Consider the following 22,107-nt stretch of genomic DNA (forward strand, 5'->3'; position numbering starts at 1 on the left):
TATGGTGGAACTGGTGTTTATAGTTTTCATTGTGGTCATCATATTTTTTGTTTACTTTGCATGGCTTTTTCTAAATAAATTTTGATATTTAAACCGTATACAACTTTGATATGTTTGATATGCAAAGTGCATAGAAGTAATGTTAAGGTAAGACTGAAACAAGATGAGGAACAGGAGAGGAATAATGCTACAAAGAAAAAACTTATATTTGGAAAATATTGCTGTATTTCGATCAAAGGAGAAAAATCTCTTTGACAAGAACCAGTTACACCGGTTGGAAGAAAAACTGCTTGAAAAAGGAATTTATATGACAGGACCAGTTATCCTGCATAATCGAGATGTGCAGAATACAGATTATGAACTCTTAATATCAGTGAACAGGACGGAAGGGATTGAGGAAGAAGGGCAGGAGAGATTTTATAGGCAGATTATCTATGAGGATTGTGTGTATCTGCGTAGACTTATGGGGGAAAAAACGATTCTTGAGGTGCCACAGGAGATTGAGGAAGAGTTGAATCGCCAGAAATTATGGAGCAGGGAAGTTTTCTATGCCATTTTTAATATTCCTGGTGGTAAAGTAGTGGATATTTATGTTCCGGTAGAAGGGGAGAGTCAGGCATGAGCAAGTATGAGAGTATTCAATATATGAATGTATATTCCAAAAGATATGATGATATTGCACCATCGGATGTCGGGAAGTGTATTGAGGAATTTTACCGTTTGTTTCGGAATGCCGGATTGATAGCAGATGGCAATTTAATTTATGCTCTGAATAAAATAGATGAAGAAAAATTGTCTATAGAATTCATGTTGTGTGCAAAGGAGAGTAGGCATAAAGGCGTAAAGAAACTGACCTATCGAAGTTATCTTATGATTTCACACATGACTAGTGTTGTTGTGAAAAATGATTATGAAACGAATATGGAAGGGGCATATCTGCAATTGATGAAAGTGGCAAGGAATAATGGTATGAAGATTATCTCACCTTTTTATCACGAAATTGTTCCACGAGGGAAAAAAGCGTATTGCATTGTGAAGGTTGTGGTGGCGAAGCTGAAGGAGAAAATAGACTGCGGCTCGGAAGTAAGTGCATAAAAATTCATATTAAATTCTATATAGAATGAATTGAAATATATGTGTAATGATTAAAATTATCCGGGAGTAGTCTATATGTGGGCTATTTGGAATAATTTTTCAAGGGATTGTCACTTCATTTTTGGAGAAAATGTGATATACATTTAAAGGTTCGAAACACTTCTATTACATCATGTGTTTGGAATCATTCTGTGAATGTGGCCATTGTTTATAAAGAAGGAGAAATAATTGCAAACACAGTTATTGATATTTCTGAAGCTCTTGAAAGATATAGATTTGACGAAAAATATATGTGAGCGTAGAAACAAATAAAAAAGTAAATATTAAGAATTCAAAAAATTATTCAGAACCATTCACATATACGTTTGGACTTTTGTTTGAAATGGCAAGAGTTTTGAAAAATGCAAAAATGAGAACGGATATATGTACTATGATGTTGATTAGATGGGGAGGTGATCGTTATGGATAATATAGAAAACTGGGTAGAAAAATATAAAGAAAGAATGGATAAGAATAAACCTTCTGAAAAATTAGTGGAACAGACTTTAGAACTGATGAAACATCAGATTGAGTTACAGAGAAAAGATAAGAAAAAATGTTAAAAAATAGAATGAAATTTATAGCATTGACTCTTGTGTTTGCCTTTCTGCTGTCAGGTTGCTCTACAAAAAAGAATAGACAAGAATGGAATAGTTACAATGAAAATGAAGAATGGTCCTACTTTATGCCTGAAGATGTAGATAGAGATGTGGTTCCTTTTTTATTTCCGGGAAAATATGTTATAGGTATTGAAATCGAAATCCAAAATGAATTCAAAACCTACATTGAACGATATACAGAATTAGAAACCTGTAAACTTTTGTTTTATGATATAGATATGGGAACTGTTCAGAAGAAAATGGACTGTAAAAGAATTTTGGAAGAGTATCTTCAAGATTACCAGATTGCATAAGAAAGCATTGGAAGATTGTGATGCTTTCAACCAGGATGTAGATAGCTTACAAGATGCATTGAATGATGAAATTACACAATTGGAGAACAAGCGATATGAGCATGAAGGCATCATTGAACAATTGAAGATGGTACTTAATGATTTGGATAATTGGCTTACCAAATTACTAAATTAGTAAAAGTCATGTAACTATTCATTAGAAAAGTGCCACAGATAGGAGGAAATCGGTTTGAAAAGAGGAGGATATAAATCAGTACTATTAGTGAGTTTTTTCTTAATCATAATGTTGGGAGGATGTGGAATGGATACGAAAAAAGAAGTTATAACCAAGGCGATAGAGAGTTATTTACAGGAAAAATACGGAGAAGAATTTGAAGTACTGTCTTGGAACCAACCTAAACTGTTACCATCAGATAATGGAGCAATTTATGCAACATGTATTGCAAAAAGTGATCCAAAACATCCATTTGAAGGAAGCTATTTTTATCCAGAAGAGAAAAATGCAAAAATAGAGGTTATTGATGATGGATATGCAGAACGTCTTTTGGCAAAGCAGATGGAATCTAAGGTAGAGAAAGCAGTTTCACTGGTGGCAGAGAACTACTATATTCAAGGGCAAATTAGAGGAATAATGGAAGAATGGCAGGGTATATCTATAGAAGAAATTTCAAAGTGGGAAAACTATGCTGCACTTCGAAACCAAAGCGAACCAGATTATAAAACACTAGGGACTATTTGGGTTTATCTTGACGCTACCACGATGACTGGAACGACAGATGAAGAAGAATATAAGATGTATGAGGAAGTATTCCAAAAAGAGATGGGAGGGCAAGCTTTATTTTATGTTTATTATTTAGATAAAAAGAATTTTCAACAGGCAGAGAAAATACTAGAAGTAAGAGCACCTGGAGATGAAGGAAGTAGCTTTGAAGAGATTATTGAAAATCAACCTTACTTTGGAACAATCATGCGAAGTAATTCAAAGACATTTGATGATTCTTTAGAGGTGTTCAAAGCAGCTAAACGGGGAGAAGAACAAGAAATATTTCAATAGGAGAAGAAATTTGTATGAGACCAACAACAGATAAAGATGCACTGGTGGCTTCACAAATAGCATATATGAATATTGAAGAAAAAGACATACGTGATGCAAAGAAAGAATATGGTTCAGCAACATTAGAAAATATTTTCAAAGTATCTAACGACAATATTGAAAAACAGTATATTAATCGAGTATATGGAAATAAAGATCCCAAAACGACAAAATTGAGTGAATACGAGCAGATGCGTTTCGAGGAAGCAAAGGCATTTATAGAGGAGATAAAAAATTCAGAATATGCACAGTGGGAGATCGTGGAAGTAAAAGATGATAATGCAAATTCGGGATTTTATGGATGTATGATTGATTGTGGAGAAGGTCAGTCGATATTCGGTTTCCGAGGAAGTGAAAGTGACACTACGCATCAGCTACGTCAAGACTGGATCAATGCAGATATCGCTTTATTCAATAATATTTTAACGGAACAGCAGAAAGCAGCACAGAACTTTGTGAAAGATATGAATAAAAAATATGGGGATAATTATACAACATTTGATTTTTCGGGGCATTCTCTAGGTGGAAATCTGTCACAGCATGCTGGAATTACAGTGCCTGCAAACATGTAGAACAAAGTGGGAACGATTTACAATTTGGACGGACCAGGATACTCCGATGAATATCTTTTGTCACATGCTTTAGAAATTGATAATATGGCTTCCCATGTGAAACACTATCAATGGTCTTTTATCGGAAATTTACTTAATCAAATGCCAGATGAAATGTTCCAATCTATACGAACAGACGATAGGGTTTATGAAATATATGATTTGGAAAAATTGACAGATGGCGCTCTGTTTCAAAAACATGATACCGGTTTTGTCTGGCGCTGGATGATGGAACACGATACAGAATTTTTCCAAAATGGTAAGATGGATGACTTTGCAAAAACGGTTGGTGTAGTCATAAGAAAAATAGAAAATGAAGCCCCTGGAGTAGTACGGAATTTGGCTGTAGATGGAATCTTCTTAATAAATCTTTTTCTTTTGGCAAAAGAATCCGAAAATACAAAGGAATTTGGAAAGAAAGTATGCAAGTACTTTATAGATACATTTCAAAATGGCGTCCATATAGGAATGGAAATTTGGGATTCCATTGAAAGAGGAATTTCTAAATGGGCGGCAGCAGGTGTGGATTTTATTGCACTATTTAAAAATCCATATTTTAGACAAGTAAATGATTTCAAAAAGAAAGCGGGGAGGATTACAAGTACTTATGGGCATTTGGATATGGAAAGTAAACTTATATCTCTTAACAATATGACAGAAACATATCAGAACCTGGATCATTTGATGAAAATGTATAAAACATTTCTTATAGCAAGTGCAGACTCTTATAGAGAAGCGGGAAAACTTATGCTTCTTAAAGAAAAAGATATATTATAAGAGAGGGGGAAGAATGTGGGATATTATCTTAGAATGGAAGAAATTTTAAGCTTACAGCTTAAATCGCAGGAACAAATTGAGCGTTGGAAAGAAGAGCTACAAGAGGTTGGAAAAACTCTGGAAGTTTTAGGAGATACAAACGAATTGCAAGGTGAAGCTGGTACAAAATTAAAAGATAACATAAAAAATATTCATATGCCAATAAAAACAGAGATAGAAGCTCTTCTAGATCTATTCCAAGAAAATTATTCTAAATACGTACTAGGATTTATGGAACTTGAGGAGTCAAATACAGCAATTATTAAACAAGATGTGTTAGAAAGACAGCAGAAACAATTAAACTTATATAAAGAAAGTTATACTGACATTTATGAGAATATCGTAGATGAACTTAGTAAAGTAGATGATTTATTCAGTTATTCCATCGAGTTTCAAGTTCCAGAGAAAATTGATACACTTATGGTTACATTGACAGACATTAACGAAAAAATTGGAGAATATGATGTGTCACATGCGAATGATATGAGTTTACTTGATGAAGGAATAACTTTAATGCGAATGAAATTTTCTAAATAATTAAGAAACGTTCTGTTTTATTTTAAATATGAGAGGTATGAATGCAATGAAAGAAGAAAAGTTTTTACCATTAGGTTCTGTAATTATTGTAAAAGGAAGTGTAAAAAGCTTGTTTTGATTGGAAGAGGTGTTGTAGCAATTTTCAAGGGAGAGCAAAAATATTTTGATTATGTTGCTTGTACTTATCCAGAAGGCTTGATTGGAGAAAACGTGTTATATCTAAACCACGAGGATATTGAAGAAGTAATTCAAAAAGGGTTTCAAGATGAAGATGATTTCAGAATGCAAAAAAGTTTAAAAGAACATTTGGATGGATTATTAAAAATAGAAAATGAGTCATAAAACTTTTGCTTTCTGGACAGGGAGGTGTGATTCATGGCAAATAAAAATCAAGCTGCTATTTCATCTGCAAAATATGAAATTAATCAAGCAAACTATAGGATTTCAGAGTGTCAAAATGAAATTCAGGGATTAGAAAAGAAAATTGAGCGTTTGGAAGGTGCAAAACAGAAACTGCAGACTTATAAACTCAATATAGAGTCGGAGAAATTTGACATTACGCAAAAACTTTCATGTAGCAGTTGGAAAGGATCTAATAAAGAAGAGTATGAAGGAATTGCTGAGGAACAGCTTAAACCTTGTTATCAAACATATTATGATGAAACTGATCAAGCCGTAGATGCGATTATGGATGAAATCACAAGATTGGAAAATCAGATTTATGATCAAGAAGGAGTGATTGGCTGGCTAAAAAGTCAGATTAACTCTTTGGGAAATTATATTGAAACATTGCTTAATTAGGTAAGGGGGACTGTCAATGATTGAATTAAATAAATTAACTTATAATTCGAATGTGTCAGCGTTATCTGTAGCCAGCCAAGGTATTAAAAAAAGTAAAGAACAACCGGAAATTACAGGAAATATGAAATCTTTAGCAGCATTTTTAGAAACCTATCAGACTTTATCAGAACTGTTGGGAAGTTATAAAACTTTATTGCAGGAAGATGTGGGAAAACTACAAGATGTCAGTACCTGTATGACTTATGCAGAACAATCCTTAATAAAACGATAGACATTTAGCGGTTGGAACATATAGAATTTGAAAAGAAGCACCCAAGGAGGAGGTGTGTTATGGGATACCATGTGAAAATTGAAGAGTTGTTGGAAGTACAAAATCAGATGATTAGCCAGTTGAGTGAATGGGGAACACAATTAGAGACGGTTTATCAGGCATTAGAAACGATTGTAGTAACACCATGCATCCAAGGGGAAACCGGGAAAAGCATACAGAATTATATACAAGAAGTACATATTCCTGTGATTGGATCACTACAGCAACTCTTAACTGAGTTTCAGGTACGTCTTTCGGTATATGCAGAGGGATATTATGGAATTGATTCTTCTTATGAGGCTGAGATTCCACAAGAAATATTGGAGGAACAACAGCAAGTATTGGAGAATGGACGGGAGGACTTTGAAAATTTACGGGAAGAAATTAATAGCGTCATTTCCAGTGTTAGTGATATTGTTTCAGTTGTCCAGCCTTCAGGTTTGGCATTAGTACTTTCTTATCAGTTGATGGAAAGTCGTGTTAAAACTTTAAATAGTGACATTGGTGATTATGAGGAAACACATCAAAATGATACGCAGAATATGAACTCTATGCTGGAGTCTATAAGGTCTATTTTGATAGCAAGAACAGGAAGTCCTGCTATATCAGTAACCAATTATCAGGCTGGTTCTATTGCAATGCTGCCGGCATATCAAAGGCTGCAGATGGGCTATGAAGCAAGTGGAAATTATGTAGCCCAAAGCATAGATCAGTACGAAGCTGCAATGAAAAAAATGAAGATAGAATTGAAGGTATAGTCCCAAATCAAGATGTAAATTATCTAAAAAATGTATATGACAGTAAGATGTGGGAAACTATGAACGCACATTATGGATTCACTAAGCAACAGAGTGTTTTGATAACAAAAGTATTTAGAAATTTGGAAAGGCAAACAGGCTTAAAAATGGAAACTCAGGAAAAAATACACTATATTTTTAGCGTTTTAGCACCTCTTTGTATTAATTATAATGCAAAACGTTTTCAAATAACAGCTGGGACTTTAAGCTTAGAAAAAGCAATAAAAGAATTGGAAAAAAGTGGTTTATCAGAACAAGAAATATTAGATTTTAGAGTTTTAGTTAATTTGCAACATGGTGCTAGTGAACAAGATATATTAGATGCAGGAATTAAGTTTGAAGACAGTATATATAGTGACATAAATGCTGATACTTTTAGATATAATTCTTCAACGATTACAAAAGATTTTGCACATGAGCTGATACAATATTCCGCATTTTCTTATGAACCTAATAATTTGCTTGATGAAGCAATGAAAGAAATTGTAGATTTGGCTAATAGTAAACATGGAAGGATATACACCAAATATGAAATTAGTTTTAAAGGTGATATAGATTCAACACGTTGGGGATGGAATTTCAATAACGGATTGGAAATTGATGATTCAAAAGTAGATTGGGGAGATTTTGCATCAGATGTAGATGCTATAAATATTTATGAACGTATGATTAAATGTGATGATAGTGACTCGGTTTTAGATATAATAAATGAGTATAATTGTGGCCTACTATCAGGCGAAACAAAGAGGCAAACAGAATTTCTTTCTAATTTAGGTAGTGGAAATATTGGTGACGGAATTATCAAATTAGATGAAATATTGAAGGTAGATACTATTGCAAGTGAGTTTATTAAAGATGGAAGTGATCCTATAATTGAGAAAAAAATCCAAAAAGGGAAGGAAACATTTGTTCAATGGATTATGGAAAACTACCAACTGGAACAGGAGAAGTGTATAAGTGAATAAAAAGAAACAAATTGTGGTTTTAACAATTGGATATGGAATATTTTTTATAGTTTTGATAGGAATATGTGCGGTATATTTTGAAACTAAAGAACAAAAATTTACGCCTAATAGATGGGAAGCAAGTACTGATTCTAAAAGATATAAATTTATTAAAAGCTTTGAAAAACAATATGAAGTAATAGGAATGAAAAGAGAAGAAATAGAAACATTACTTGGAAATCCTAATAAAACGGAAACAAAAAAGGGGACAAAAGAAATAGAAGCATATGAATACAGAATAGAAGACAATCTTATTGCTGGGTGGAAAGTATATAGAATTAATTTTAAAAAAGATATTGTTACAAAGGTAGAAATTTTGACAGAAGATTGGTAATACAATAAATTCCTTTGCACACCTATAAGAAAAATAGCAAGGGAATAGGTAAACTTAAGAAGGAGAGAGTACATATGCGTTCCAGTTATCATGTGAGGACAGAGAAATTATATCGGGCACTAGAGACAATATCTGGTTAGATAGAAGAGTGGCAGGATCAGTTTACCTAGGTACAGCAGGCAGTGGAAAACACAAAGATGATCATGTTTCCCGATTAATTCAGCAAAGGAACTTCCACAGTTTAAAGATGGTTTATTGTTCCATAATGGAGCTTATGTTAAAGTGCGGGTTCCAAAATATTAGGGAGAATTTTATGGAGATTAAAAATAATTGTCAAATAGTTTTAAAAATTGTACAAGAGATCAAAAGTGCAGCAGAAGAGTTACAATTGAAAAGAAAATCAATAAAATTATTTTAATGTAATTTGAAAGCAGGAGGAAAGTATTGATGAAAGAAGAAAAGTTTTTACCATTAGGTTCTGTAATTCTTGTAAAAGGAAGTGTAAAAAAGCTCGTTTTGATTGGAAGAGGTGTTGTGGCAATTCTCAAAGGAGAGCAAAAATATTTTGATTATGTTGCTTGTACTTATCCAGAAGGCTTGATTGGGGAAAACGTGTTGTATCTCAATCATGAGGATATTGAAGAAGTAATTCAAAAAGGTTTTCAAGATGAAGATGATTTTCGAATGCAGAAAAGTTTGAAAGAACATTTGGATGGATTATTAAAAATAGAAAATGAGTCATAAAACTTTTGCTTTCTGGATAGGGAGGAGGTGTGATGCATGGCAAACAAAAATCAAGCTGCTATTTCATCCGCAGAATATGAAATTACTCAAGCAAACTATAGGATTTCAGAGTGCCAAAATGAAATTTAGGGATTAGAAAAGAAAATTGAGCGTTTAGAAGATGCAAAACAGAAACTGCAGACTTATAAACTCAATATAGAGTCGGAGAAATTTGACATTACGCAAAAACTTTCATGTAGCAGTTGGAAAGGATCTAATAAAGAAAAGTATGAAGGAATTGCTGAGGAACAGCTTAAACCTTGTTATCAAACATATTATGATGAAACCGATCGAGCCGTAGATGCGATTATGGATGAAATCACAAGATTGGAAAATCAGATTTATGATCAAGAAGGCGTGATTGGCTGGCTAAAAAGTCAGATTAACTCTTTGGGGAATTATATTGAAACATTGCTTAATTAAGTAGAGGGGGACTGTCAATGATTGAATTAAATAAATTAACCTATAATTCGAATGTGGCAGCGTTATCTGCAGCCAGCCAAGGTATTAAAAAAAGTAAAGAACAGCCGGAAATTACAGGGGATATGAAAACTTTAGAAGCATTTTTAGAAACCTATCAGACTTTATCGGAATTGTTTGGAAATTATAAAACTTTATTGCAGGAAGATGTGGGAAAACTACAAGATGTCAGTACCTGTATGACTTATGCAGAACAATCGTTAATAAAACCATGACATTTAGCGGTTGCAAAATACAGAATTTGAAAAGAAGCACCCAAGGAGGAGGTGTGTTATGGGATACCATGTGAAAATTGAAGAGTTGTTGGAAGTACAAAATCAGATGATTAGTCAGTTAAGCGAATGGGGGACACAATTAGAGTCCGTTTATCAGGCATTAGAAACGATTGTAGTAACACCCTGTATCCAAGGGGAAACTGGGAGAAGCATACAAAATTATATACAAGAAGTACATATTCCTGTGATTAGATCACTGCAGCAGCTATTAACTGAGTTTCAGGTACGACTTTCAGTATATGCAGAGGGATATTATGGAATTGATTCTTCTTATGCGGCTGAAATTCCACAGGAAATATTGGAGGAACAACAGCAAGCATTGGAGAAGGGACGGGAAGATTTTGAAAATTTACGAGAAGAAATCAATAGTGTTATTTCCAATGTTAGTGATATTGTTTCAGTTGTACAGCCTTCAGGTTTATCTTTAGTACTTTCTTATCAGCTGATGGAAAGTCGTGTTAAAACTTTAAACAGTGACATTGGTGATTATGAGGAAACGCATCAAAATGACACACAGAATATGGACTCTATGATGGAGTCTATAAGGTCTATTTTGATAGCAAGAACAGGAAGCTCTGCTGTATCAGTAACCAATTATCAGGCTGGTCTATTGCAATGCTGCCGGCATATCAAAGGCTGCAGATGGGCTATGAAGCAAGTGGAAATTTTGTAGCCCAGAACATGGCTCAGTACGAAGCCGCAATGAAAAAGTTTGAAGATAAAATGAACGATAAACTTTCTGATGACAGGAAAGCGGAAGGATTAAAACAGCTTCTTGCAGGAATTGTATCCGCAACAGTGGGAACAGCATTAATCTTAGCAACTGCGGGAACAGCTGCTCCTATTGTGTTTTTTAGTGCAACTGTTGTGGGAGGGACATCTACCTTATATGGATTATCGAACGCAACAGAAGGAATGAATAATATATCTCTCGGTTTTTCTGGGGATGGATTTACAATGGCAGAAAATCCTATTCGTGATACACTGTTTGCAGGAAATCCGGAATTATATTATACTATAGGAAATGCCAGTACTATGATCTCAGCAATGGCATTGCCGCTGAGTGGCATCCTAAAAGGAACAACAGGTGCTGCGAAATTTAAAACTATCGCCGTAGATGGTGGAAGGATATTGATTGGTAATGTAGCAGAAGATAAGGCTTATGATGTAATCTACCAAAGTACAGATAGCCGTATATTGGCAATGCTGGGAAGCAATGTGGTAGAAGGAGTTTTGTCAGGAAACCCAGCGAATAGCTCAGTATCGGAAATTGGAGATGTAGCGAGAAAAACAGATTTGGATAATTATAGATATAGACTCGAATCAGAATCAATCTATCCTATTTCTGAAGTTAGTAAAGTTGAAATGCCAGAAATAAATACTGTTTTCAATTATAAGTCGAAATTTGATGAAAAAGAATTTGCTAGACAATTAGAAAATCAGGAAAAAGGGTTAAATAGTTTAACAATTGCTGAGTTCGTTGAAAACAGAAAAAAATATAATGTTGCAGGAAGAAATAAGAAAGCTAATCAGTTTCAAAAAGAATTAAGAGATAAATTTAAACAAGACAAAATAGAAGAATTGTTTGAAAATGGAATGAGTTATGATGATGCTGTTAAAGTAGCTGATGAATGGATAAAGTCAAAGGCAGTATTACATAATCCGGATCAGATTGCTGGTGGAAATTCTATGAATTTAACTGGATTAGGAGACAAAAATGTAAATTCATCATTAGGTGCTCAATGGCGTTACCGTATAGATGACTTAGAAAAACAAATCATGAGTTTTGCTAATAAAATACCTGAAAACGAATGGGAAAGTATAAAACTAAATATAAAATTAACATATATAAAGAAAGGGGAATGAGTATATGTCTATTTTTAGTGATTTTAAAGAAAATTATAAATTTGATAATATAACAGAAGAAAAAATTAAAAAAATATTTCCAAAAGAACTTAGTGACATTTTATGTAATTATGGCAGTGGAGATTTTTTAAATGGATATTTTCGCTTTATAAATCCATTTGAATATCAAGAAGTAATAAAAGATACCTACTTTGATGCGGAAAACTCTTTACCATTTATGATTACGGCTTTCGGTGATGTTATTGTTTACAAAAAAGATGGCTATATTGGTATTATAAAATATAAAGAAAAAGAAAGTGCTATTATAGGAAAAAAAATTTCATTATTTATACGTTTTTTGGAAGATGATAGCTTTAAAAAAATAAATTTTGACATCCCTTTGTATGAAGATGCGATAAAATTATATGGTAAATTGCAAAACAACGAGTGCTTTGGATTTGTTCCATTATTGCCATTAGGAGGAAAAAAAGAAGCTAACTGTTTAGAGAAAGTAAATATAAAAGTACATATTGAATTAATTACTGAATTGGTAGGTAAAATAGAGTAAGAATTCATAATAGTAATAAATTTTCATATAAGACCGTAATTTTTAAGATGTTGCCGTAGATAGCGGAAGAATACTGTTAGATGAGATAGAAATTTTAAAAATCCTTGATTTTAAAGGAAAGAGACTTGATTTATTAGGGTGGATATGTTTTTTAAAAAACAGAAGAAAAAACAACAAGGGGTTACAATTGAGGAGAATACACAGATATTCATCGAAGATTAAAAAAAAATCTTAGCAATTGCGGGTACAGCTGCTCCTATTGTATTTTTTAGTGCAGCTGTTGTAGGAGGAACATCTACCTTATATGGATTATCGAACGCAACAGAAGGAATGAATAATATATCTCTTGGCTTTTCCGGGGATGGATTTACAATGGCAGAAAATCCTATCCGTGATACACTGTTTGCAGGAAATCCAGAATTATATTATAATATAGGAAATGCCAGTACTATGATCTCAGCAATGGCATTGCTGATGGGTGGCATCCTAAAAGGAGCAACAGGTGCTACAAAATTTAAAACTATCGCCGTAGATGGTGGAAGGATATTGATTGGCAATGTGGCAGAAGATAAAGCTTATGATGCAATCTATCAAAGTACAGACAGCCGTATATTGGCAATGCTGGGAAGCAATGTGGTAGAAGGAGTTTTGTCAGGAAACCCAGCGAATAGCTCAGTATCGGAAGTTGGAGATGTAGCGAGAAAGACAGATATTGAAGAACTGGGGGATAACTTGATAGATTTGCGGAGAAAAGGCTTTGAGGGCGTAAGTGAAGCTGATAAATTAAAATTAAGTTCTTGGAAATACGCTCCAGATGAAGAACTATATTTAAAGTATAAAGATGTATTTGATAACCCTAAGTATTACAATCAAACAACAGGTGAAATAAATTGGCCAGGTCAACATGGAGATAAAAATACAGATGGATTTCTTAATGGTAAATTCGATGAGGTAACTTTAAAACCAGGAGAAAAAATTGATAGATATGGAACTGATTATGGTTCTTTCGCTTCGCCAGAAGGAATATCTTATGGTCAGAGAGCATTAGCACCAGGAACAGATTTAAAACCATATAGTGTATTTGAAGTTCTTAAGCCAATGAAGGTAAAGGCGGGTGAGATTGCACCGTGGTTTAATGAAACTGGTGGAGGTATACAATATGTGTTACCAGATATAATAGATGAGTTATTAGATGCGGGAATAATAAGGAGAGTAAAATAAAATGACAATAGTTGAGTTGGAAAAAGAATTAAATAAAATAGGAGTTCCCAAAGAGTTATACTCTTTAATGATAGGTGGGTTTCCTAATGAAAAGTTATGTATTGTTAAGGAAGAAACATGGCAAGTTTATTATAGTGAGAGAGGTCATAAATCTGGATTAAAGGTATTTGATACAGAAACAGAAGCTTGTGAGTTTTTTTTGAGAAAAATGAAACGTTATTCAACCATATAATATTTATCATTATAAAAAGTATAGATGCATATAGAAGGAATATGGATTCTTGGAAGGTTAAAGGAACATATACAGAGAGAGGGGTATACAGACTGTTTCGCAAATATGTCGATAAACAGGAATATCCTTCCTATCAAGGTTGGAAACAGGACATGCTGAAAATGGGGATTTTATTAAAAAATCCTAAAACAGAGCAGACAGTAAAAAGAAAGGCTGAGCATATAGTAACAGAAATCTGTATTTCGGTGAAGACGATTGAAGATGCCTGTAACCTTGTGAAACAAGCATATAAAGATTCCGATTTATGCTTGGGAGAACTTTTTCGGAATATAGAAATTCAAGGATTGAGCATTCAGGAAGTCGTGGAAGTATTTTCTGTATTGTATCGTGAACTAGAAAATGACAGAGTCTGTCGTGTGAATGTGGAAGAAAATTTTTTTACATTTATATCATAGAAATTTGATGACGGTTGGGGTATGTCGGTGACATGCCCCTAAAAAATACCGTTGACAGCCAATTACGCAATAAAAAAGGCAATTTATACAAAAAACCTTGTAGTTTTACCGGGGTATATTATTCTAAAAGAAAAAGGGTGGGAATACCAATGATAAAAATTGCGATATTTTACCAAAAAGAAAGTAAGCTCCTGGATGATATCCGAAAGGAAGCGTGTCAGTCAGATAACGTATATGCAATCTACGAGTATTCTACGATAGATGCTTTTCGCAAAGCAAATGAAGAAAGCCCTATGGATATTGTGTTTGTGGAAGATACTACAGATAATTGTGGACTGGCGGTCGCCAGGTATATCAGAGAGAAAGAACAAAGAACTTCTTTCTACTTTTTCGGGAAATCTGCTAATCGGGCTTTTTACGGTTATGAATATAGAACGGCATATTATTTGACGGAAAAAGAACAAGTGGAAAGTTTAAATATCTATCAGCACTTTTTCAAAAAGTATTTTCCAAGGAAAACGATTTTCCTGTTTGATCAGGGCATGGATTCTGCATGGGCTATGTGTTTGTCTGAAGTAGTTTATATTGATTTAAGAACAGGGGATATTTATACAGAAAAAGGAGAGAAAAAATCGGGTTATATACTGACAGAAAAAGTATTGGAAACAATACGAAAAAATCCCTCTTTTTTGAATGTTTCCGGGGAATATCTCGTCAATCAGGATTTTATTATAGGCGTGGTTGGACTAATAATTCATTTGTATCAGAATAAGAGAATTTTATGCAAAGAAAAGGAGATAGATACGCTTAAAGCCTTTCTTTGGAATATGGGACAAAAAGAAATTTTATAAGAAACATCACACATACAATATATAGAAAAATGGATTGTAAAACGCTATATATTGTGTTATTATAATAACGAATATATTTTTACAAATGGAAAGATTTGTAGTTAGTATTTCATTTTGGCAGAAGCCAAAAGCAGTATTTTAAGGAATATCCTAAGAAATATAAAGAGAGACATGAAAAATCGTATGGTTTTTTGTGTCTTTTTTTGTATGTAAAAAAGAAAGGAGGAAAAATTTAGTTTTTTATAGTAAACATTACAGTTGTATGAAAGGAGAATAACCGTAAGCGCAAAATATTGCTACGCTGCCCATGAATCACGCTTGCACCAAAATGATAGATGCAAGCGTTTTGCTCTATGTTTAGTTTTGACAGTTTGCTTTCGCAGTCTCGCTCCATGGGGCAAGCTGTTCCAGCTGTTCATCTGACATTTTATCGTCTGGCCGCTGTGATAAGAGGTATGTCAGATATTTGTAGGTATTCAGGTCATTCGCTTTTGCCATCTCAACCATTGTATACACAATAGCACTAGAGGCCGCTCCCTTCGGACTGGCACTGAACAGCCAGTTCCTCCGACCAACAGTGAATGGTCTGATTGCATTCTCGCTAAGATTGTTGGATAAACTGCAATGACCATCTTCCAGATAGGTCATCAGGGTGTCTTTCCGATTTTGGGCATAGTTCACCGCTTTCGCCAAACGGGTTCCCTTGTTTGGACGCTGTTGATCCAGCCAAATCCAGAATGCCTCCAGTATCGGCTTCTCCTTTTCAAGACGGAACTGTTTTCTCTGCTCCGCAGTATGATTTTTTGCTTTTGAGTACCGCTCACAATCAAACAGCTTGGAGCAAAATTGTACTCCCTGCACCGCCGGAAGGCTGTAATCATACTCTTTCCCTTTCGGTATGGCATCTGTGAAATAACGTCTCACATGTGCCCAGCAAGAGCAGCGTTTGATATCCGGCAGATTGTTATAACCCTGGTATCCGTCGGTCTCCAGATATCCACGGAACCCCTGCAGGAAAGATGCTGCATGGAACTTTGCCCTTGTCTCTGTGTAATGATAGAGCAGGATCGGCGGAAGCCCATCTTCTCCACTGCGGAAGAGCCACATCCAGGAATCTGTTTCAGGATTGCGCTCCGGCTCATTCAGTACCTGAACCCGAGTTTCATCTGCCATCAGATATTTACGCATCCGTAACTGACGGTGAAAATAATCATAAACATGGCAGAGGTAATTCTCGGTACAGTAAATGATCCAGTTAGCAAGCGTAGCCCGGCTCAATGGGACACCCAGCTGCTTCCATTCCGATTCCTGCCGGTTTAATGGCAGACCATTCTGGTACTTCTGGTGCATTGCCCATCCTACAACGGATTCCGATGCATAACTTTCCGGGATCAATGGTTCCTGAACAGGCGCTTTGACAAATGTCTGATCATCCGGGTGTTCCTCTGATATGGCACACTCCGGGCATTTATAGGTTTCACGATAGATATTTACTACTTTCCCTTTGGCAGGGGTAAACCGGAATTCATGGCGGACGAATTCTTTCCCAATACATTCCATCTGCGTTCCGCAGGTTGGACAGTTCCGCTCCTCCTCCGGAAGAGAAATGATCTCGTCGCAGGAAGGAACATTTTTAAAGAGATCCGCATGTGTCCGTCGTGCTTTTCGCTTATGTTCCGGAACAGTGATGTCATCAGGAAGTTCCTGTTTCCATGTCGGATCTGCTTCCTGCTCGGCTTCATCAAAAAGATTCAGCTGACCATCGATATCTTTCCGTTTTTCACTGGAAGTACCAAAGAGCTTCTTCGTGAGATATTCAATCTGCTGACGAAGATTTTCTTTTTCCAGACGGTCTGCTTCCAATGTTTTTTGTAAAGACTGGATCAGTTCTGTCTGTGCGGAAATCGTTTTATTCAGTTGGTTGATCATGTCCTTGTACGCAAGGATTTTTGAATCTTTTGAATTACCAGCCATATGTCTTCTGCTCCTTTTTTACTGCTCTTATTATACCATAAAAAGCAATGAAAAGGAAGCAGAAAACCCAGTATTTACAAGGGATTGCAGACATGATACAGGGTGTGGAAAGCTCTCCATTTTTGTTGGCTGGCATAGAGGTTTTACACAATCATTCCGTAGGTTTGAATGCTTTTGGTTGTTCGATTTCAAGACCGGACATGAGCCAGTCGAATTGCTGCCAGGTCAGTTGCTTTACTTCCAACTGATTTCTGGGCCAGCGGAATCTGCCCTGGACTTCCATACGTTTATACAGCAACACAAATCCGTCAGATTCCCAAAGCAAAGCTTTGATCCTGTCACAACGTTTTCCACAGAAAAGATACAGGGCGCTTCGCCTTGGATCCATATGGAGTTGATTCTCTACAATAGCACACAGCCCGTCAATGGATTTCCGCATATCCGTTCTGCCTGTTACGATATAGATTTCATCGGCGGCTGTGATATCCCCTAACATTCCAACTCCTTCACAATGCGAAGCGTTTGAGCCAGAAGCTGAGGATCTGTTCCATTTGGTATTGTTAGATGCAAACTTCCTACAGACAGCTTCATTGGCTCTGCTACGGAAAGGTTATTTTTTTCCGTAGCTACCGGAATCACATTTAATGGCTGTTCATATGGGAGCGGGTCAGTATCATGAAAATCCACTCTGACAACTTCCTGGCTTTCCGGTGCACGATAGCTGCGTCCGGTTGACGCTGGCAAATCCACACAACCTTTCTGACGCAGCCTTTTTACCCAGTTGTAAAAAGTTCCCGGTTTAATGTCATGTTCCACACACCATTGATGATCTGTCAACCCACTTTGACGGCATTCCATGATGAGACGGTATTGTTCTTCGGTAGGTATTCTTTTGCTTCTCATGAGCACACCTCCATAAATCGGATAGAGTAAAATGCTCGCATCTATCATTTCTAGCAAGAGAAGATGAAGTGAAATGCTTGCATTTTCTATTGATTATTATGGAATGATTTTTAGGGCAACACAATCCGTCGAATTATTTTGCGCTTACGAATAACCTATGAAAATTATTTGTAAAAAGGCAGATTTAGTAAAAGCAGTTCAGACAGTATCAAAGGCGGTTCCTATGAAATCATCCACCACTATTTTGGAATGTATTCTGCTTCGGGCAGAAAAAGAGAAAATCACTCTTACAGGAAATAACTTGGAACTAGGGATTGAAACGATGATGTCAGGAAATATTGAAGAAGAAGGAAGTATTGCAATTCAAGCAAAAGTATTTGGGGAGATTGTACGAAAACTTCCAGAGGGAGATGTTGTCCTAGAAACAGGAGAAAAAGATCAAGCGACTGTACGCTGTAAGAAAACCAAGTATAATCTTGCAGTAAAGTCAGCAGAAGAATATACCTGTATACCAGATGTGGAACGGAAGAATCGTGTTATGATCTCAGAGTTTGATTTAAAAGAGGCAATTCGACAAACGATTTTTTCAGTAGCAGATACTACCATGCAAATTTCGCCCGACCGGTGTGAATATTTCGTTTGAAACGGTGTGAGCACATTGTTCCACCGGTGTACCTGCTCGGAATATCGGTGTGAGACTTATTGTGGTATAGTTTTCTCGTGGTAAAAACAAATGAGAAAGGAGCATACAATTATGCAAAACTGTACTACAATTCTTGGAATCATCGATATGCGTCAACGTGGCATATCCTATGATGATTGCCGTAGCCGATACAAAGTTGGCTGCAGCACAATTACTCTGATCATGAACCGCTTCAAAGAATCCGGCAAAGATCTTGATACGCTGAAACAAATGTCGGCAGAGGAAGTGGAACATCTATTCTTTCCACCCGAAAACCTCCGCAGAAAAGATGATTCCGTTATGCCTGATTACCAAGCCGTCTATGAGCGGCTAATTATGCCAGGAAGCAAAGCAAATCTCTTTTATCTGTGGCTAAAATACAAGAAGGACTGTCCTTCCGGTTATCAATATACACAGTATTGCCTGTATTTTAAACGCTTCGTTGAAAAGCATTACGGCTCGGAAGCTGTCAGCATGGTCGTGGAACGGATTCCAGGAGAAAAGGTTTACATCGACTGGGTCGGTGATCAACCGGAAATTCTTGTGGATTCATCAACTGGTGAAATAAAAAAGGTACATTTTTTTGTTACAACTGTTGGAGTAAGCAACCTTATTTATGCGGAAGCCTTTGAGGATGAAAAACTGCCCAACTTCATTGCCGGTACTGTTCATGCATTGGAGTCCTATGGTGCAGTGCCTAAATATCTCGTACCAGACAACTTAAAAACTGCAATCACCAAGCATACCAAGGATGAACTGGTAATCAATAGTGTCTATCAGGACTTAGAGAATTTCTACGATGTAGTAATCCTTCCACCACCGCCTCGCAAGCCGAAGGGAAAACCAACGGTGGAGAAGTACGTTCAGTTTCTGGAGACACATCTGTTGGAAGACCTGAAAGAAAAAGTTTACTACAGTATCGAAGATATCAATCGTGATGTACGGCAAAAAATAGCGGACATCAACAACGAGAAAAGGACCTCCCAGTCCCTTTCCAAAATGGAAAGTTTCCTTCGATATGACAAACCACAGATGAAGCCACTTGCCGGTGAATCCTTCTCGCTGTGTGATTATAAATACTTTGCCCGTGTACCGAATAATTACCATCTGTTGTATGATGACCACTATTATTCAGTATTGTACACGTATTATAATCAGCCTGCAATTCTTAAGGCTACAATGGCAGAGGTACGAATCTGCGACCGGAATAACAAGCTGATTTGTACCCATAGAAGGTCCTACAAAGACTTTCCCAAATACATCACCAAGCCGGAGCACATGGCTCTAGAGCATCAATACTACAAAGAAGTGAATTCTAAAGATGGCGCTTATTACAGACGATGGGCCTCGAGTATCGGTCCATATATGGGTAAACTTATTGATTCCGTGCTTCTTACACCTCAGCACGAAGAACAAGCCTATAATAGTTGTAACGGCATTCTTCATATGTGTAAGAATCAATCCAGACTTTTGCTGGAAGATATCGCAAAAACATGCGTGGAAAGTAATGCCTGTAGGTATTCTTATTTCAAAAAGCTCCTGAAAAATATGCAGGACAATCATTCGGTACCGACTACATCCTCACTTCCAGAGCATAGTAACTTACGAGGGAAGGAGGAGTATCGATGATAAATAAAAACCAACTTTCCACAGAGGACTACGAAATCTGCAGTAAGCTTAAAAGTATGCGGTTCTCCGGTATGGCAGAAGCATTGGAGGAAGTGTTTGCAGATCCCAATGCAGAACTTCTTCCATTCAGAGAAAAAATACAGCGTATCGTAGATGCTGAATGGAATCTGCGCTATTCCAAGAAACTGAATCGTTTTATCAAAAAGGCAACCTTGAAATATCCCGCTGCTGATCTGGATGAAACGCTTTATAATCCGGAACGACAGCTGGATGTGCGCATCATAGAGGAACTTTCCAAATGTGAATGGATTGAACAGGGAAAAAATCTTGTCATAACAGGAAAAACCAGTTCCGGTAAAAGCTACCTTGCCAATGCACTTTGTATTTGTGCCTTGCGGCAGTTCAAGACAGTCCGGTACATGAAGGCTAGCCAGTTGATAAATGAGTTGTCCAAAGCAGAAAAACTCGACACTTATCAAGAAGAACTGAATCTGTTCGCTGGCTATGATCTTCTTGTCGTTGACGATTTTGGATTGATGAACATGGATGTTAATAAGTGCCGAAACTTATTTGAGGTATTCGACAGCAGAGATCCTCATAAATCCATCCTTGTAATCTCTCAGTTCCCTGTACCTGCCTGGTATGACATGTTTCAGGATCATACTTATGCAGAGGCGTGCCTTGCACGCATGCTTAGTGGAGCCTATCGTTTGGAGATGAATGGTAAGAACATGAGAGATATGGAACCTATTAACAAGTAACAACAAACGGATAACGCACCGCTGGTGCGAGCCTCTTACACCGCTGACGCGGGAAAGGGGCTCCGTTTATCCGAAATGTGCACTACCACGAAGAAGGCGATGACAGGAGAATTGTGGGAAATTAATGGAAAGGAATTGAAAATCGTTGCATTGGACGGACACCGTATTTCACTCAGAAAGGTCAAACTGAAAAAGGAGTATGAACCGCGAAAGGTCATTGTTCCAGGAAAAAACCTGGCAGAAATGATCAAGATTATTGGTGGGGATCCAGAGAAGGAAGTCGCGGTTTATTTTACAGAGAATCATATTCAGTTTGAGATAGAAAATACAAGAGCAATCTCCCGGTTGATTGAAGGAGAATATTTAAAAGTGGAACAGTTGTTATCAAAAGATTATGGAACAAAAATAAAAGTACAGAAAAAGGAGTTACAGGAATGTATTGACAGGGCAGGTTTATTATTGAAGGATGATGCGAAAAAGCCGATTATTCTAAATATTGAGGAAAACATTTTATCGTTGGAAGTAGCCTCAAACATGGGATCTATGAATGAAAGTATGTTCATTGTAAAAGAGGGAGAAAAATTACGAATTGGGTTTAATCCCAAATTTTTATTAGAGATGTTACGAGTGATTGATGATGAGGAAGTCTTTATGTATTTTACAAATGCGAAAACACCATGTACCGTAAGAGATGAAAAAGACAGCTATGTGTATCTGGTTCTTCCGGTCAACCTTAGTGCCGCAGCATAAAGTGAGAGAAGAGGGTGAATAAAAAGGTATGGAAATTGTTCGAAATGGGCAGAAAATTCTGCTGACAGAATGGGAATTATTTCAGGCATATGAAGAACAGAAATATTTGTACTTAAAGGAAAGCATTCTGGAAAATATGGAAGATTATCTTCCCAAAGAGGTATATAGCAAATTGAAAGCAAATGAAGACTATAGGGAAAGGTGCATCACTTTATTCCAGAAATGTTATGAGGATTATCGTATGGAACATGATGTAGCACTAAAAGAGGCAATCCGCGATTCTGCAAAAGTGTTTCTTGATGCAGCGAAACGGAACCTGTAAAAGAAAGAAGGAAGGAATAGTAAAGG

The 22,107-nt window shown here is 36.2% G+C and carries 33 protein-coding genes; 30 read left to right on the forward strand and 3 right to left on the reverse strand.

Annotated elements, in window-relative coordinates; genetic code table 11:
* Window positions 1–184: 184 nt before the first annotated feature.
* The 25 genes from AC6I5B_RS08805 to AC6I5B_RS08925 all read left to right on the forward strand — a co-directional run bounded on the left by AC6I5B_RS08805 (window position 185) and on the right by AC6I5B_RS08925 (window position 15,060).
* Window positions 185–622 (forward strand): hypothetical protein, encoded by a 438-nt coding sequence (locus AC6I5B_RS08805; RefSeq protein WP_044987157.1) that lies wholly within the window; start codon window positions 185–187, stop codon window positions 620–622.
* Window positions 619–1,095: a DUF5085 family protein gene (locus tag AC6I5B_RS08810; RefSeq protein WP_004612665.1), complete on the forward strand. Its 477-nt coding sequence runs from the start codon at window positions 619–621 to the stop codon at window positions 1,093–1,095. The genes AC6I5B_RS08805 and AC6I5B_RS08810 overlap by 4 nt, the downstream gene beginning before the upstream one ends.
* 191 nt (window positions 1,096–1,286) lie before the next feature.
* Window positions 1,287–1,391, forward strand: a complete 105-nt coding sequence (locus AC6I5B_RS08815) for a hypothetical protein (protein ID WP_442872470.1) — start codon at window positions 1,287–1,289, stop codon at window positions 1,389–1,391.
* A gap of 165 nt (window positions 1,392–1,556) precedes the next feature.
* On the forward strand, window positions 1,557–1,697 hold the full coding sequence (locus AC6I5B_RS08820; protein WP_004612663.1) for a hypothetical protein: 141 nt from the start codon (window positions 1,557–1,559) through the stop codon (window positions 1,695–1,697).
* A complete protein-coding gene (locus AC6I5B_RS08825; protein WP_004612662.1) occupies window positions 1,691–2,047 on the forward strand; it encodes a hypothetical protein in 357 nt (118 codons plus the stop codon). Before AC6I5B_RS08820 ends, AC6I5B_RS08825 begins: the two co-directional genes overlap by 7 nt.
* Before the next feature lie 229 nt (window positions 2,048–2,276).
* Window positions 2,277–3,101: a DUF5037 domain-containing protein gene (locus AC6I5B_RS08830; RefSeq protein WP_243132350.1), complete on the forward strand. Its 825-nt coding sequence runs from the start codon at window positions 2,277–2,279 to the stop codon at window positions 3,099–3,101.
* A 14-nt stretch (window positions 3,102–3,115) separates the two neighbouring features.
* Window positions 3,116–3,712: a DUF6792 domain-containing protein gene (locus AC6I5B_RS08835; RefSeq protein WP_497773745.1), complete on the forward strand. Its 597-nt coding sequence runs from the start codon at window positions 3,116–3,118 to the stop codon at window positions 3,710–3,712.
* Between the two features lie 6 nt (window positions 3,713–3,718).
* Window positions 3,719–4,528, forward strand: a complete 810-nt coding sequence (locus AC6I5B_RS08840; protein WP_497773746.1) for a hypothetical protein — start codon at window positions 3,719–3,721, stop codon at window positions 4,526–4,528.
* A gap of 15 nt (window positions 4,529–4,543) precedes the next feature.
* Window positions 4,544–5,104 carry a T7SS effector LXG polymorphic toxin gene (locus AC6I5B_RS08845; RefSeq protein WP_022250348.1) on the forward strand — a complete coding sequence of 187 codons (561 nt, stop codon included), beginning with the start codon at window positions 4,544–4,546 and terminating at the stop codon, window positions 5,102–5,104.
* A gap of 114 nt (window positions 5,105–5,218) precedes the next feature.
* The gene (locus tag AC6I5B_RS08850; protein WP_497773413.1) at window positions 5,219–5,446 is read left to right on the forward strand and encodes a DUF4176 domain-containing protein; all 228 of its coding nucleotides are present in this window, start codon (window positions 5,219–5,221) and stop codon (window positions 5,444–5,446) included.
* Window positions 5,447–5,479: 33 nt separating this feature from the next.
* Entirely contained in the window at window positions 5,480–5,905 is a 426-nt protein-coding gene (locus tag AC6I5B_RS08855; RefSeq protein ID WP_021739116.1) for a DUF5082 domain-containing protein, read from the forward strand.
* A 16-nt stretch (window positions 5,906–5,921) separates the two neighbouring features.
* On the forward strand, window positions 5,922–6,176 hold the full coding sequence (locus AC6I5B_RS08860; protein ID WP_144167008.1) for a hypothetical protein: 255 nt from the start codon (window positions 5,922–5,924) through the stop codon (window positions 6,174–6,176).
* Window positions 6,177–6,235: 59 nt separating this feature from the next.
* Window positions 6,236–6,973, forward strand: a complete 738-nt coding sequence (locus tag AC6I5B_RS08865) for a T7SS effector LXG polymorphic toxin (protein WP_497773747.1) — start codon at window positions 6,236–6,238, stop codon at window positions 6,971–6,973.
* 59 nt (window positions 6,974–7,032) lie between these two features.
* The gene (locus AC6I5B_RS08870; RefSeq protein ID WP_118208726.1) at window positions 7,033–7,977 is read left to right on the forward strand and encodes a hypothetical protein; all 945 of its coding nucleotides are present in this window, start codon (window positions 7,033–7,035) and stop codon (window positions 7,975–7,977) included.
* Window positions 7,970–8,350: a hypothetical protein gene (locus tag AC6I5B_RS08875; RefSeq protein WP_004612651.1), complete on the forward strand. Its 381-nt coding sequence runs from the start codon at window positions 7,970–7,972 to the stop codon at window positions 8,348–8,350. Before AC6I5B_RS08870 ends, AC6I5B_RS08875 begins: the two co-directional genes overlap by 8 nt.
* 447 nt (window positions 8,351–8,797) lie before the next feature.
* Window positions 8,798–9,094 carry a DUF4176 domain-containing protein gene (locus tag AC6I5B_RS08880; RefSeq protein ID WP_004612649.1) on the forward strand — a complete coding sequence of 99 codons (297 nt, stop codon included), beginning with the start codon at window positions 8,798–8,800 and terminating at the stop codon, window positions 9,092–9,094.
* 174 nt (window positions 9,095–9,268) lie between these two features.
* A complete protein-coding gene (locus AC6I5B_RS08885; protein ID WP_497773766.1) occupies window positions 9,269–9,556 on the forward strand; it encodes a DUF5082 domain-containing protein in 288 nt (95 codons plus the stop codon).
* Window positions 9,557–9,573: 17 nt separating this feature from the next.
* The gene (locus tag AC6I5B_RS08890) at window positions 9,574–9,828 is read left to right on the forward strand and encodes a DUF5344 family protein (protein WP_144167005.1); all 255 of its coding nucleotides are present in this window, start codon (window positions 9,574–9,576) and stop codon (window positions 9,826–9,828) included.
* A 58-nt stretch (window positions 9,829–9,886) separates the two neighbouring features.
* Complete coding sequence (locus AC6I5B_RS08895) at window positions 9,887–10,561, forward strand: LXG domain-containing protein (protein ID WP_497773743.1); 675 nt, start codon at window positions 9,887–9,889, stop codon at window positions 10,559–10,561.
* Window positions 10,531–11,754, forward strand: coding sequence for a polymorphic toxin type 15 domain-containing protein (locus AC6I5B_RS08900; protein ID WP_497773748.1), 1,224 nt, complete (start codon window positions 10,531–10,533; stop codon window positions 11,752–11,754). Before AC6I5B_RS08895 ends, AC6I5B_RS08900 begins: the two co-directional genes overlap by 31 nt.
* Before the next feature lie 4 nt (window positions 11,755–11,758).
* Window positions 11,759–12,301, forward strand: coding sequence for a T6SS immunity protein Tdi1 domain-containing protein (locus AC6I5B_RS08905; protein ID WP_004612646.1), 543 nt, complete (start codon window positions 11,759–11,761; stop codon window positions 12,299–12,301).
* A gap of 330 nt (window positions 12,302–12,631) precedes the next feature.
* Window positions 12,632–13,522, forward strand: a complete 891-nt coding sequence (locus tag AC6I5B_RS08910) for a TNT domain-containing protein (protein WP_004612645.1) — start codon at window positions 12,632–12,634, stop codon at window positions 13,520–13,522.
* A 1-nt stretch (window position 13,523) separates the two neighbouring features.
* Window positions 13,524–13,754, forward strand: a complete 231-nt coding sequence (locus AC6I5B_RS08915) for a hypothetical protein (protein ID WP_004612644.1) — start codon at window positions 13,524–13,526, stop codon at window positions 13,752–13,754.
* 41 nt (window positions 13,755–13,795) lie between these two features.
* Window positions 13,796–14,209 carry a hypothetical protein gene (locus tag AC6I5B_RS08920; protein WP_004612643.1) on the forward strand — a complete coding sequence of 138 codons (414 nt, stop codon included), beginning with the start codon at window positions 13,796–13,798 and terminating at the stop codon, window positions 14,207–14,209.
* Window positions 14,210–14,358: 149 nt separating this feature from the next.
* Window positions 14,359–15,060 carry a hypothetical protein gene (locus AC6I5B_RS08925; protein WP_022250345.1) on the forward strand — a complete coding sequence of 234 codons (702 nt, stop codon included), beginning with the start codon at window positions 14,359–14,361 and terminating at the stop codon, window positions 15,058–15,060.
* A gap of 357 nt (window positions 15,061–15,417) precedes the next feature.
* Here AC6I5B_RS08925 and AC6I5B_RS08930 read toward each other — a convergent pair whose 3' ends face one another.
* The 3 genes from AC6I5B_RS08930 to tnpA all read right to left on the reverse strand — a co-directional run bounded on the left by AC6I5B_RS08930 (window position 15,418) and on the right by tnpA (window position 17,937).
* On the reverse strand, window positions 15,418–17,034 hold the full coding sequence (locus AC6I5B_RS08930) for an IS66-like element ISRgn2 family transposase (RefSeq protein WP_119636217.1): 1,617 nt from the start codon (window positions 17,032–17,034) through the stop codon (window positions 15,418–15,420).
* Window positions 17,035–17,185: 151 nt separating this feature from the next.
* Window positions 17,186–17,530 (reverse strand): IS66 family insertion sequence element accessory protein TnpB, encoded by a 345-nt coding sequence (gene tnpB / locus AC6I5B_RS08935; RefSeq protein WP_119636218.1) that lies wholly within the window; start codon window positions 17,528–17,530, stop codon window positions 17,186–17,188.
* Window positions 17,524–17,937, reverse strand: coding sequence for an IS66 family insertion sequence element accessory protein TnpA (gene tnpA, locus AC6I5B_RS08940; protein WP_172590409.1), 414 nt, complete (start codon window positions 17,935–17,937; stop codon window positions 17,524–17,526). The genes tnpB and tnpA overlap by 7 nt, the downstream gene beginning before the upstream one ends.
* A 157-nt stretch (window positions 17,938–18,094) precedes the next feature.
* Here tnpA and AC6I5B_RS08945 point away from each other — a divergent pair, with 157 nt between their 5' ends.
* The 5 genes from AC6I5B_RS08945 to AC6I5B_RS08965 all read left to right on the forward strand — a co-directional run bounded on the left by AC6I5B_RS08945 (window position 18,095) and on the right by AC6I5B_RS08965 (window position 22,081).
* The gene (locus AC6I5B_RS08945) at window positions 18,095–18,580 is read left to right on the forward strand and encodes a hypothetical protein (RefSeq protein ID WP_497773749.1); all 486 of its coding nucleotides are present in this window, start codon (window positions 18,095–18,097) and stop codon (window positions 18,578–18,580) included.
* Window positions 18,581–18,691: 111 nt separating this feature from the next.
* Window positions 18,692–20,248, forward strand: coding sequence for a Mu transposase domain-containing protein (locus tag AC6I5B_RS08950; protein ID WP_118724013.1), 1,557 nt, complete (start codon window positions 18,692–18,694; stop codon window positions 20,246–20,248).
* Window positions 20,245–21,009: an ATP-binding protein gene (locus AC6I5B_RS08955; RefSeq protein WP_022250343.1), complete on the forward strand. Its 765-nt coding sequence runs from the start codon at window positions 20,245–20,247 to the stop codon at window positions 21,007–21,009. Before AC6I5B_RS08950 ends, AC6I5B_RS08955 begins: the two co-directional genes overlap by 4 nt.
* Before the next feature lie 75 nt (window positions 21,010–21,084).
* A complete protein-coding gene (gene dnaN / locus AC6I5B_RS08960; RefSeq protein WP_497773750.1) occupies window positions 21,085–21,759 on the forward strand; it encodes a DNA polymerase III subunit beta in 675 nt (224 codons plus the stop codon).
* 28 nt (window positions 21,760–21,787) lie between these two features.
* Window positions 21,788–22,081: a hypothetical protein gene (locus AC6I5B_RS08965; RefSeq protein WP_004612640.1), complete on the forward strand. Its 294-nt coding sequence runs from the start codon at window positions 21,788–21,790 to the stop codon at window positions 22,079–22,081.
* Window positions 22,082–22,107 lie beyond the last annotated feature (26 nt).

This window comes from Faecalimonas nexilis, assembly GCF_059731825.1.